Source organism: Streptomyces sp. NBC_00466 (genome assembly GCF_041433995.1).
Lineage (GTDB): Bacteria > Actinomycetota > Actinomycetes > Streptomycetales > Streptomycetaceae > Streptomyces.
Window position 1 is genome coordinate 6,322,932 of record NZ_CP107896.1, and the last position, 12,069, is coordinate 6,335,000.

Below are 12,069 nucleotides of genomic sequence, written 5' to 3' on the forward strand. Positions count from 1 at the left end.
CCGGCACCGACTCCAGACGGGGCGCGCGCATGACTGATTCAGCAGAGCAGGCACGGGAGACGGCCCACCGCATCGCTCGCCGGCTGGCGGCTGACGGCCCGCCCGGCTGGCGTGGCATGGAGGCGGTGTTCGCGATGACCGTCTCGGTCGACTTCGCGCGGGCTGTCTTCTCGGACGACGACGGGTCCACGCCGGTCGAACCGTCGGCGCCGGTGGTCACGCTCGTCCGGGAACACCGCGAACAGACGGCGGGTCTCGGCGACGGACCGTGGTGGCGGATGCTGCTGTCCATGACCGAGTCCGGCGAGATCGAGGTCGACTACGACTACGGTGATGAGCCGTTTCCCGACGGACAGTTGTTCCCGCCCGAGGCGTACCGGGCCGACCTGAACGAGTACCCCCGCGACTGGCTTCCGGTCTGGCTGGCCGCCTACGTCGGTCACGGCGACCGGCAGAGGCGCAGCCCCCGGCAGGCCGCCGAGGCAGCACACGCGGACCGAGCCGCCAACGTCTGGTCGGAGCTCGCCACGAACGAGTTCCCGGACTTTCCGCTGATGTGGGCGCGGTGGGCGACGATTTCGGCAGCGTTCGTCGCCGTCGGATCGGACTGGGGTCCCAGGGTCCTGCCGGCGCTCGGCTGGTTCGAGAGTTCGAGGCGCGCCGGCAGCACCCTGTATGTGCTGCCCGGTGACCGGGCGGTGCTGTCCGGCGGGGTGTGGGGCGCACCTTCCCTGGACGCTGCGTACAACGACGGGGCACCGCTGCCGGGCCTGTTCGCGGGTGCTCCGGAGTGGGTCGCCGATCCGGTGCTGAACCCGCGCTCCGGTACTGGCCTGTTGTCGTTCTGCTACTGGTGGGAAGGAGACCGCTGGTACCGGGGTGAGTCACCTTCTGCCGACCAGTGCTCCACGGCCGTGCCCGGAGTGTGGACCGCCGACATCGTGTCCGACATGGTGGCGAAACTGGCCGCGGACCGGCCGACCGGGCACCAGCAGCGCGCGGCGCAGATGTTGGTCTCAGTCGCTGAACAGGGCGTCGTCACCCGGGACGCGCTGGTGCACGTCTTCGGTGACGACGCTCGCCGCGACATCGACAGTGCCCTCTACCAGTTCTCGACCGCCGGACTGACGAACGCGCTGCCACCACAGGAGCTGCCCGAGGAGCAGGCCATCCTCCGGGTGCGGCAGTACATCGAGGCCCAGGGCATGGACACCACCGGCTATCCGCTGTCCGAGCTGGTAGCGGACCGGTTCAGCATCGGCTGGATGGTCTTCGTGCCCGTGCCGCGAGGTGGAATGGCGATCGGCCGCGCCATCTTCTACGTGGACGACGACGGGGTGCTGGAGCCCTCCTCCTCGTCGGTGGCACCGTCGACGTTCATCGCCGGTTTCGAGCGGCGCTTCCGGAAGCGTCATACCCCGGCGATCTGGAGTCCGGACTAGCGAATCCGCCACGAGCCCGGTGGAATCGGCGACCGCCCGCGACGGAACAGCGGTCGTGGTCCTCGTCCGCCTCATACGTCGCCGACTGCGACCGGCGGTGTCAGTGGTGCCCGGCCACCGAGCGCCACGCGACAGGGAAGTCGAAGTACCGGTCGGGGTACACCTCCGGCTGGTAGGTGAAGTGCCACCACTCCTCAGGGAGGTTGACGAAGCCGACGGCGCCGAGGGCGGACCGCAGCATGTCGCGGTTGGTGCGCTGGACGCCCTTGACCCGCGGGTCGTCGGTGTGGGCGAGGGTGTCGAAGCAGTCGAACCCGGTCCCCATGTCGATGGAGTTGTCCGGGAAGCGCTGCGCCTTCGGCGCGTAACAGGGAGCCAGCGGCTGCCCGTGGCGGTACGGACGGGTCGGCAGGGCCGGGAGTTTCACCAGCGTGAGATCCATGGTGCTGCCCCGGCTGTGGCCGGACTTCTCCGCGATGTAACCGTCCGCGAAGAGCCTCGACTTGTCGACCCGCGGATAGAACTCCGCCTTCATCGCCAGCGCGTCCGGGTCCTCGGCCCAGCGCACGAAGCCGTCGACGGCACGCTGCGGCCGGTAGCAGTCGTAGACCTTGAGCGAGTAGCCCCGGCGCAGCAGCTTCGTCTGGGCCCGGTGCAGGGCCTGCGCGGCGGGGCGGGTGAGGATGCACAGGGGCTGGTCGTAGCCGTCGACCGGTGCGCCCGTGAAGTTGTGCTCGTACGGGTAGCGCATCTCCTGGATGATCGTCGGGTCCACGGAGCGCAGGGCGACGAAGTCCGCCGGCGCCCGCGGCTCTCGCTGGGCCCCGGCGGCGGGCGTGACGGAGGAGAGGGCCAGCAGGGCGGCGGCGGCCACGGCCAGGGACCGTGCGGCGGAGGTCAATCGTGTCATGGGCATTCCATCTATCAGGTGAACGGCCCGGAGGGGAAGCACAATCGGCTAAAGTCCGCGTTCATGAATGAGCCTGCCGACGAGCCTGTCAGGGATTCCGTCGAGCCTTTCGGAGAATCCCACGAGCCTGTCAGGGATTCCCACTGTTCGAGCTGTGGCGCCCCGTTCGCCGCCGCCGGATGGCCCCGCACCTGCCCGTCCTGCGGGACCACGGCCTACCGCAACCCGCTGCCGGTCGCCGTGGCACTGCTGCCCGTACGGGACGAGAGGGGCACCGGACTCGTCGTCATCACCCGGGCCATCGAGCCGCAGGCCGGCGGGACCGCCCTGCCTGGCGGCTTCATCGACGGGACCGAAACGTGGCAGCACGCGGTCGTGCGTGAACTGCGCGAGGAGACGGGCATCCCCGCCCGGCAGCAGGACGTACGGCTGGCCGACGCGCGCAGCTCGCCGGACGGTCATCTGCTGCTCTTCGGCCTGCTCCCGGAACGCGAGGCGGCCGGCCTTCCGCCGTCCGGGCCCACCGACGAGACGACCGGCCGGCACATCCTGCGGGCCGCCGCGGACCTCTGCTTCCCGCTGCACACCGCGGTTGTCCGGGACTGGTTCGCCGGACGGTTCAGCTGAACCCGGGCTGAGCCGACCGGACCTGTTCAGGCCCGGTCGGGCTGATGAGGGCCCGGGACGCGGGACCCGACCCGCCCGACCCGCCCGACCCGAGACACCCCCCTACGTCCCGATTCCCCGCACCCGCACCCGGCACCCCGGCTCCACCACACCCTCCGCCACCACCCGACGGACCACCACCCGACCGTCCTCCAGCGCCGTGGTGTAGCGCTCGATCTCCGGCTCCTGCCACCCGTCACCGGCGTCCCGGACGACCACCCCGCCCCCCGTACGCCCGGCGGCCGGCGCCCAGACCTCCAGTTCGGTACCGCCGTCCTCACCCCGTACCGGAATCACCGAACCGGCCCGCGCCAGCACCGGTACGCGCGCCGTCGGCGCGTCCAGCACCACCTGCCCCGGCCCCTCGTGGGCCGTGCCGTTCGCCGTGTCGTACCACCGGCCCCGCGGCAGCTGTACCGCCCGCCGGTCGGCGCCGGGGTCGAGGACCGGTGCCACCAGCAGGCTGTCGCCGAGCAGGAAGGCGTCCTCGCAGTCCCGCAGAGCGCGGTCTCCCGGCGAACTCCACCAGACCGGCCGCGCATACGGGGCGCCGGACAGCCGGGACACGTGCGCCAGCGTCACGAAGTACGGGTGCAGCCGCTCCCGTTCCAGCAGCGCCGCCCGCGCGTGCTCCAGCGCCTCCGCGCCGAACTCCCACGGCTCCCTGCGCCCGGCCTGGATCGCCGAGTGGGTGCGCAACAGCGGCAAATAGCAAGCTAGTTGGAGCCAGCGCAGATACAGCTCGGGGGAGGGGCTGCCGTCGAAGCCGCCCACGTCGGGGCCCGAGTACGGCACCCCGCACAGCCCGAGACCCAGCACCAGCGACAGCGAGGCCCGCAGCCCGGGCCAGCCCGTCGTCACATCGCCCGACCAGGTCCCGCCGTACCGCTGCATCCCCGCCCACCCGGAGCGCGAGAACAGAAAAGGGCGCTCATCGGGGCGCAGCGCCCGCAGCCCCTCGTAACCGGCCCGCGCCATCGTCAGGCCGTAGACGTTGTGGGCCTCCCGGTGGTCGCCCCCGCGGCCCTCCAGGGCGTGCCGTGACGACAGCGGCAGCGTCGGATCGCCGAACGGGACGATCGAGGCGGGCTCGTTCATGTCGTGCCAGAATCCGGCGAAGCCCTGCGCGAGCCGCTCCGCGTACAGGCCGCCCCACCAAGTACGTACCTCCGGCGCCGTGAAGTCGGGGTAGACACACTCACCCGGCCAGACAACCCCGCGCGCCGCCCCGCCCCGCGCGTCCCCGACGAAGGCGTCAGCGGCCAGCCCCTCCTCGTACAGGCGGTTGCCCGGCTCGGCCGGCACCGCCGGATCGACGATCGAGACCAGCCGTACGCCGTCCTTCCGGAGCTCTTCCGCGAGGCCCGGCAGATCGGGGAACCGCTCGCTGTCGACGGTGAAGACCTGATGCCGGTCGAAGTGGTCGATGTCCAGATGCAGCGCCGTCAGGGGCAGCCCGTGCTCCCGGTATCCGGCGACGACCCTGCGGACCTCCCGCGCACTGCCGAAACCCCACCGCGCGTGCTGCGGCCCCAGCGCCCAGGACGGCGGGAGCGCGGGCCGCCCGGTCAGCGCCGTCCAGCCCAGCAGAACCCGCGCCGGGGTGCCGGCCACCACCCAGCACCGCAGCGGACCGCCGCCCATGCGCACCTCGCTGGAGCCCGGCCTGTCATGCCCGGACCCCGCGCCCTCCTGGCCCTCGGCCAGCACCACCCGGCCCTCCCGGGTGTTGTCGTGGAAGACCAGATGCGTCCCGGCGTCGGCGACCACCAGCTGCACCGGCATCGTGATGTACAGCGGGTCGTCACCGGGCCCGAAACCACCGCGCGGATCGGTGTTCCACAGCTGGTACGTGCCGTCGCGCAGCCGGGGCCCCGACGCCCGCCCGCCGAGCCCGAAGAAGCGCGCGTCGGCCGGGACCTCGGCCCGCTGCACCCAGCGCGCCGCACCGCCGGACACCGGCTCCCACCAGCGCGGCGGCAGTTCACGACGGATCCGCACACCGCCCGGAGTCAGGATCTCGACGGCCCCGAGCCGGGACACCGTGAGGGTCACCCGCTCCGAGACCACCCGCCACCCGCCGTCCTTGTCCGGTTCGAGGACGGCCCGGGGGTCCGCGTCCGGGCAGCCGGCCAGTGCGTACGAGGGAGTCGGCTCCGCGCCGTCCCACCCCCAGAAGACCGCGCCGCCCACCGCGACCCGTACCAGCAGCTCCGAGCGGGCGAACCGGACGACACCGCCGCCCGGCCGGTGCTCCACACCCGTCACCGCACCGGGCACCCGCGCCCGCTCGGGGCCGCGCGGCGCGAGCTCCGCCGCGTCCGTACGCCGTCTGCGCACGGCGGTGCGCAGGGCCAGCCGCCCCCGAGCCGAACCGAACGCCTTCACCGAGCGAACCAGGCCGCGACCGTCCATGCTGATCACACTGCCATCCCGGCCCCTGGACGCGAGGGCCGTTCAACCCTCGTTCACCTCACCCTTGACCAGATGTTCACCATGCCGATGCAGGCCGGCCCGCCCTGGTGCGCGGGACGATCACATGGCATCGTCGCTGCCAGCCGTGTCACGCGCACACCCCTCGCACGTGCGCTGCCCACACGCAACACCACGCGTACAGCCGGGAGCCGCCCCATGAACCCATCGAACGCCGCGCCCCTCTGGCAGCCCAGCCAGGAACGGATCGACGGTGCCAGGATCACCCGCTTCCAGGCGTGGGCCGCCGAGCGGTACGGCGCACCCGCCGACGGCGGGTACACGGCACTGCACCGCTGGTCGGTCGAGGAGCTCGCCACTTTCTGGGAGGCGGTCGCCGACTGGTTCGGCATCCGTTTCACGACCCCGTACGAGAGCGTGCTCGCCGACCGCTCCATGCCGGGCGCCCGGTGGTTCCCCGGAGCCACCGTCAACTACGCGGAACACGCCCTGCGGACCGCCACCGAACCGGACCGCGCACAGGAACCCGCCCTGCTGTACGTCGACGAGAGCCAGGATCCGCAGCCCGTCAGCTGGTCCGAACTGCGCCGCCAGGTAGGAGCGCTCGCCGCCGAACTGCGCGCACTGGGCGTACGCCCCGGCGACCGCGTCAGCGGCTACCTGCCCAACATCCCGCAGGCCGTCACCGCGCTGCTCGCCACCGCCGCGGTCGGCGCGGTCTGGACCTCCTGCGCCCCCGACTTCGGTGCCCGCAGCGTCCTCGACCGCTTCCAGCAGGTCGAACCGGTCGTCCTGTTCGCCGTCGACGGCTACCGCTACGGCGGCAAGTCCCATGACCGGCGCGACACCGTCGCCGAACTCCGCGCCGAACTGCCCACCCTGCGCGCCGTGATCCACGTACCGCTGCTCGGCACCCCGGCCCCGGACGGCACGCTCGACTGGTCCGCCGCCACCTCCGGCGACGCCGAGCCGGTGTTCGAGCAGGTCCCCTTCGACCACCCGCTCTGGGTGCTCTACTCCTCGGGTACGACCGGACTCCCCAAGGCCATCGTGCAGTCCCAGGGCGGCATCCTGGCCGAGCACCTCAAACAGCTCGGCCTGCACTGCGACCTCGGTCCTGGCGACCGCTTCTTCTGGTACACCTCCACCGGCTGGATGATGTGGAACTTCCTCGTCTCCGGCCTGCTCACCGGCACCACGATCGTCCTGTACGACGGCAGCCCCGGCTTCCCCGGCACCGACGCGCAGTGGCGCATCGCCGAAGCCACCGGGGCAACCCTCTTCGGCACCTCCGCCGCCTACGTCATGGCCTGCCGGAAGGCGGGCGTCCAACCCGCTCGCGACCACGACCTCTCGCGCGTCAAGTGCGTGGCGACGACCGGCTCCCCGCTCCCGCCCGACGGATTCCGCTGGCTCCACGAAGCGGCGGGCGATGACCTCTGGATCGCCTCGGTCAGCGGCGGCACGGATGTGTGCAGCTGCTTCGCGGGCGCCGTGCCCACTCTCCCGGTCCATATCGGCGAACTCCAGGCGGCCTGCCTCGGGACCGACCTCCAGGCCTGGGACCCGCAGGGCAGGCCACTCATCGACGAGGTCGGCGAACTCGTCGTCACCAACCCCATGCCGTCCATGCCGATCCGGTTCTGGAACGACCCCGACGGCAGCCGCTACCTGAGCAGTTACTTCGAGACGTATCCGGGAGTCTGGCGGCACGGCGACTGGATCACGATCACCGGCCACGGCTCCGTGATCATCCACGGACGCTCGGACTCCACCCTCAACCGGCAGGGCGTCCGGATGGGATCCGCCGACATCTACGAAGCGGTCGAGCGGCTCCCCGAGATCCGGGAGTCACTGGTCATCGGGGTCGAGGAGCCCGACGGCGGCTACTGGATGCCGCTCTTCGTCCACCTCGCCCAGGGCACCCGGCTCGACGACGGCCTGCGGCTGCGCATCAAGCAGACGATCCGCGAGCAGCTCTCGCCGCGCCACGTCCCCGACGACATCATCGAGGTCCCCGGGGTCCCGCACACCCTCACCGGCAAGCGCATCGAGGTGCCGGTCAAACGGCTGCTCCAGGGCGCGGCGCTCGACAAGGCGGTCAACCCGGGCTCGGTGGACAACCTCGAACTGCTGCACTTCTACGAGAAGCTGGCCCGCGACCGCGGCTGACGGCCGCGCCCCGGACCGTCAACCCCCGTACGTGGCCTCGGACTCGCCCAGCACATCCGCGAAGTCCGAGGCCAGCGCCGCCGCCTCGGAGCCGGTCAGGGTGGCGATCGTGATCCGTACGGCCGGGGGAGTGGCGATACGGAACCGCGCCCCCGCCGCGATCCACCAGCCGCGCGACCGCATACCGTTGACCACCGCCGACTCGTCCCGCACCGGCACCCAGACATTGAGCCCGCTCGCCCCGTGCGCGGCGATCCCCCGTTCCCCGAGCCGTACGACCAGGGCTTCCCTGCGCTCCGTGTACGTACGCCCGGCCCGCGCCACCAGTGTGCGCACCGACTCGTCGGACATCGCCCGCGCGACCGTCTCCTGCAGCAGATGGCTGACCCAGCCGGACGTCAGCAGCATCCGCCCGTCGTGGCGGGCCAGCGTCGTCGCGTCACAGGCCACCGCGGCCCAGCGCAGATCGATCCCCAGATGCTTGGACACCGTCCGCACCTGCGCCCAGCGGGCCGGCCCGCCCGAAGCCAGGGTGAAGGGCTCCGCGCCCGCGACATCGGCGTTGTGGTCGTCCTCGACGACCAGCACATCGGGAAACCCCGCCAGCACATCGAGGAGCGCCGCCCGGCGCTCCGCGGAGAAGCAGCCGCCGACCGGACTCTGCCCCCGAGGACTGCACACCACGGCGCGCGCACCGGCGCGCAGCGCGGCGCGCAGGGCGTCCGGGCGGATCCCGTCGTCGTCCACCGCGACCGGAGCCATCCGCAGGCCCAATGCCGGTACGAGGTCCAGGAGATGGTGAAATCCCGGATCCTCCACGGCGACTGTGTCGCCCGGTTTCAGCTCCACCGAGAGCAGCCGGGCCATGCAGTCGAGCGCCCCGTGCGCGAACGTCACCCGGTCGTGCGGCACCCCGTCCCGCGCGAACCACTCCCGCGCCAGCTCCTCCAGGGCGGGCAGCCGCGGTGAACCCCGGTGCGAGCCCCGCACCGGGTCGACCCTTGGGGGCGGCAGCAGTACGGGAAGCAGCGCCGGGTCCGGATACCCGCCCGCCAGGTCACGCACCCCCGGCGGCACCTTCGGCGGCCGCCGCGAGCCCACGGCCGGGGCCTGCGCCACCACCGTGCCGCCCCGGCCGCGCGTGACCACGATGCCGCGCTGCCGCAGCTCCCGGTACGCCATCGCCACCGTGCCCGGGCTCACTCCGAGCCCCTCGGCAAGCCTGCGCACCGGAGGCAGGGCGTCCGCCGGGCCCAACAGGCCCTCGGCGACGCCCTGTTCGACCGAAGCGGATATTTCCCTGGCTGTCGTACCACTGATCGCATATTGTGTTGCCACGTAATCAAGTGTGTATCAGTACATAACTTGGGTCAAGGGGGAACAGTGAGTCCGAGCCGGCGCCGAGCCGCACTGTACGAACGGATCCCGGGCGGCGAAGACGGCCGCCGGATGCTCTGGATCGCCCTCATCAACAAAGTGGGCACCGGGCTCTGGATGGGCGCCGCCGCGCTCTACTTCACCTTCGTCGCCGGCCTCTCGGTCGCCCAGGTCGGCATCCTCATGGGGGTCTCGGGGGCCGCCGGCATCGCGGGCGCACCGCTCGCCGGCCACCTCGCCGACCGGTTTCCCCTCACCCGGGTCCTGGTGGCCTCCCAGGTACAGCAGGCACTGGCCCTGCTCGCACTGCTCACCACACACAACTTCACGCTGATGCTCCTCTGCTCCGCCGTCGGCAGCCTCGGCGACCGCGGGTCCAACGTCCTCACCAAGCTCTACTCGGCCCGGGTGGGCGGAGCGGACCGCATCCGCTACCAGGCGGTCCAGCGCACGGTCTCCAACGCGGGCTGGGCCATCGGCGGCCTCGCAGCGGCGATCACTCTCGGCATCGGGACCACTCACGCCTACTACGGCCTGCTCATCGGCAACGCCGTGTCGTACGCCGTGGTCGCGGCCCTCACCCTCCGCTGCGCCGAACCGCAGGCGCCCTCCCGGGTCGTCACGGGTTCACAGGAACCGGCCCCCACGGCCGCACCGCTCAACCCCTGGCGCGACCGCACGTTCCTGCTCTTCACGGCGACCGAGACGATGCTCTTCCTCGACGATGCCGTGCTGCAGGTCGGTATGCCGCTGTGGATCGTCCACGCCACCACGGCCCCGCACGGCCTGGCGCCCCTGCTGATGGTCCTCAACTGCGTGATGGTCGTCTTCTGCCAGGTACCGCTCAGCCGGTTCGCCTCCACCCCGCAGTCGGCCCGCACCCTCCTGATGCCGCTCGCCGGCTCCTTCACGGTCGGCTGCCTCGCGATGACCGCGTCGTCGCACGGCGGCACCTGGGCAGCCGTCACCGCGCTGCTCCTCGCCGCGATCGCGCTGACCGTCGCCGAGATGCTGCACGCCACGGCCTCCTGGGAACTCTCGGTTACCCTCGCCGCCGACGAGGCGCAGGGCGCCTACCTCGGAGTGCACGGCCTCGCCCAGTCCGCCCAGCGCAGCGGCGGCCCCCTGCTCGTCACCGCGGTCATCGCCGCAGGTCCGCCGGCCTGGCTCCTGCTCGCCGCCGGCGTCGTGGCGACCTGCGCGGCCCAGAGCCGCCTGGTCCGCTCGCGGCTCTCCGCAACGGCACTGTCAGTCCCCCCGGTTACTGTGAGTGAGCACTGATCGAGCGCGCTCAGGGGGAGTCATGGCGCAGACACACCGGACCGGATCCATGCGGCACGCACTGCGCCGCGAAGCACCGAGCACCGTCGGCCTGCTGGCCGACGAGCAGGACTTCGCGGTGATGCGGCGCTACCGCACCTTCACCTTCGACGACCACACGGCCTACCTCCAGCAGGTCGAGGGCCTGCTGCGGGCCCTCACCGCCGAGGAGGTGCACACGACGGTCGCACTCTTCGACCCCGAGGAGTACGAGGAGTTCTGTACGGCGACCGGGCTCGACCCGGACTCGGCGGACAGCCGGACGCGCTTCACCGCGGGCATCGCGGCGGACGGGGCGACCGTCCCGTACACCGGCCAGCCCATCGACCGGCTGGTCCCGCTCCTCATCAACGCCGCGGTGTGCCGGGCCACTCTGGAGTACGCGACGATGGTGCTGGCCGAGGCGGGGGAGTGCGCCGGCTGCGGCCAGGACATCGGCGCGACCTCCTTCGACCGGGCCTCCCGCGCACTGAAGAGCCTGCTGGACGGCGCGGGGCCCGGGGTCCACCATCTCGTCTGCAGCATTCCCGCCGAGGACGAACCGCTCCTCGCCGTCCTGCACGCCGAGAGCGGCGAAGGCCCCCGGGCCCGGCTCGACCGCGCGGAAGGTATGGCTTTCGTGACCGTGCTCGCCGCCGGTATGGCGGTGGAGAGCCCCGGTGGAATCGTCATCCGTACGACGCTGCCGGGCCAGGACGACAGGGTTCGCGGCTGGCGGCTCCACCGCGGCCGACTGCAACCGCTCACCGCGGGCGAGGTGTTCAGCGCCTACTGCACCGACGCCGACACGGGCGACCCAGTGGCACCGGAACCGGGCGTCGACTACTGCCCCGGATACGCGATCCCCCAGGACGACCCGCACCACTGACCCGTAACCGCGAAGGCGGCGGACCACCGGACGCCCGAGGGGCTCCCGGCCGGACACGGCAGGAAGCCCCTCGGACACCGCCCGGCGCGGGAACCGCGCACGGCTACTCGCCGGACAGCACCGCCTGGGCGGCCCGCCGTGCTTCGTCCGCCGAGTCCGCGGCACGCGCCGCGGCAGCCGCACGCTCGCACTGGGCGAGCGTGTGCTGCGCCAGCGTCGTACGGACATAGGGAATGGCAGCCGCACCCATGGAAAGGCTGGTCACACCGAGACCGGTCAGCACACATGCGAGCGTCGGATCGGAGGCGGCCTCACCACAGACACCACAGCTCTTGGCCTCGGCCTTCGCGGCATCGGCGGCCATCGACACCAGGTCGAGCAGCGCGGGCTGCCACGGATCCTGCAGCCGGGACACCGCACCGACCTGCCGGTCCGCCGCGAAGGTGTACTGCGCCAGGTCGTTGGTGCCCAGCGAAAGGAACTCGACCTCGCGGAGGATGGACCGTGCCCGGAGCGCGGCGGACGGGATCTCCACCATCGCGCCGAACTTCGCGTGCAGCCCGGCCTCCCGGCAGGCGTCGGCGAACGCCCTGGCGTCGGCCCGGTCCGCCACCATCGGCGCCATGACCTCCAAATACACCGGCAGACCCTCAACTGCCCTGGCCAGCGCGGTCAACTGCGCGCGCAGCACATCAGGGTGATCGAGGAGCGACCGCAGTCCCCGCACACCGAGGGCTGGGTTCGGCTCGTCGGCCGGCGTCAGGAAGTCCAGCGGCTTGTCGGCCCCGGCGTCCAGCACCCGCACCACCACCCGGCTCTCCGGGAACGCCTCGAGCACCGAGCGGTACGCCTCGACCTGCTTGGCCTCCGACGGCGCCTTC

9 protein-coding genes (1 of these 9 cut by a window edge) are annotated in these 12,069 nt (G+C 72.1%); 5 read left to right on the plus strand and 4 right to left on the minus strand.

Going from position 1 to position 12,069, the window contains the following annotated elements; all coding sequences use genetic code 11:
* The first annotated feature begins 29 nt into the window (after positions 1-29).
* A complete protein-coding gene (locus tag OG210_RS28405; protein ID WP_371539330.1) occupies positions 30-1,442 on the plus strand; it encodes a hypothetical protein in 1,413 nt (470 codons plus the stop codon).
* A gap of 100 nt (positions 1,443-1,542) precedes the next feature.
* On the opposite strand, the gene OG210_RS28410 is transcribed toward OG210_RS28405, so the two are convergent.
* Positions 1,543-2,352, minus strand: a complete 810-nt coding sequence (locus OG210_RS28410) for a M15 family metallopeptidase (RefSeq protein WP_328324441.1) — start codon at positions 2,350-2,352, stop codon at positions 1,543-1,545.
* Positions 2,353-2,415: 63 nt separating this feature from the next.
* Between OG210_RS28410 and OG210_RS28415 the strand changes: the two genes are divergently transcribed.
* Entirely contained in the window at positions 2,416-2,979 is a 564-nt protein-coding gene (locus tag OG210_RS28415) for an NUDIX domain-containing protein (protein ID WP_371539333.1), read from the plus strand.
* A 102-nt stretch (positions 2,980-3,081) separates the two neighbouring features.
* Here the strand turns inward: OG210_RS28415 and OG210_RS28420 are convergent, their stop codons facing one another.
* Positions 3,082-5,433: a glycoside hydrolase family 31 protein gene (locus OG210_RS28420; protein ID WP_371539336.1), complete on the minus strand. Its 2,352-nt coding sequence runs from the start codon at positions 5,431-5,433 to the stop codon at positions 3,082-3,084.
* A gap of 216 nt (positions 5,434-5,649) precedes the next feature.
* Between OG210_RS28420 and OG210_RS28425 the strand changes: the two genes are divergently transcribed.
* Positions 5,650-7,623, plus strand: coding sequence for an acetoacetate--CoA ligase (locus tag OG210_RS28425; RefSeq protein ID WP_371539339.1), 1,974 nt, complete (start codon positions 5,650-5,652; stop codon positions 7,621-7,623).
* 18 nt (positions 7,624-7,641) lie between these two features.
* Here the strand turns inward: OG210_RS28425 and OG210_RS28430 are convergent, their stop codons facing one another.
* Positions 7,642-8,961, minus strand: coding sequence for a GntR family transcriptional regulator (locus OG210_RS28430; RefSeq protein WP_371539342.1), 1,320 nt, complete (start codon positions 8,959-8,961; stop codon positions 7,642-7,644).
* Between the two features lie 45 nt (positions 8,962-9,006).
* Between OG210_RS28430 and OG210_RS28435 the strand changes: the two genes are divergently transcribed.
* Positions 9,007-10,281, plus strand: coding sequence for an MFS transporter (locus OG210_RS28435; RefSeq protein ID WP_371539345.1), 1,275 nt, complete (start codon positions 9,007-9,009; stop codon positions 10,279-10,281).
* Positions 10,282-10,303: 22 nt separating this feature from the next.
* Positions 10,304-11,188 carry a hypothetical protein gene (locus tag OG210_RS28440; RefSeq protein ID WP_328324429.1) on the plus strand — a complete coding sequence of 295 codons (885 nt, stop codon included), beginning with the start codon at positions 10,304-10,306 and terminating at the stop codon, positions 11,186-11,188.
* Between the two features lie 103 nt (positions 11,189-11,291).
* Here the strand turns inward: OG210_RS28440 and ptsP are convergent, their stop codons facing one another.
* Positions 11,292-12,069: the final stretch of a phosphoenolpyruvate--protein phosphotransferase gene (ptsP, locus tag OG210_RS28445; protein WP_328324427.1), read on the minus strand. The gene runs 893 nt beyond the window's last position; only the last 778 of its 1,671 coding nucleotides appear in the window; the start codon falls outside the window, past its right edge; its stop codon occupies positions 11,292-11,294.

Excerpts from the sequence above, each read along its gene's own strand:
- OG210_RS28420 (WP_371539336.1), bottom strand. The coding sequence starts at position 5,433 with ATGGACGGTCGCGGCCTGGTTCGCTCGGTGAAGGCGTTCGGTTCGGCT.
- OG210_RS28410 (WP_328324441.1), bottom strand. The coding sequence starts at position 2,352 with ATGACACGATTGACCTCCGCCGCACGGTCCCTGGCCGTGGCCGCCGCC.
- OG210_RS28415 (WP_371539333.1), top strand. The coding sequence starts at position 2,416 with ATGAATGAGCCTGCCGACGAGCCTGTCAGGGATTCCGTCGAGCCTTTC.
- OG210_RS28440 (WP_328324429.1), top strand. The coding sequence starts at position 10,304 with ATGGCGCAGACACACCGGACCGGATCCATGCGGCACGCACTGCGCCGC.
- OG210_RS28405 (WP_371539330.1), top strand. The coding sequence starts at position 30 with ATGACTGATTCAGCAGAGCAGGCACGGGAGACGGCCCACCGCATCGCT.
- OG210_RS28425 (WP_371539339.1), top strand. The coding sequence starts at position 5,650 with ATGAACCCATCGAACGCCGCGCCCCTCTGGCAGCCCAGCCAGGAACGG.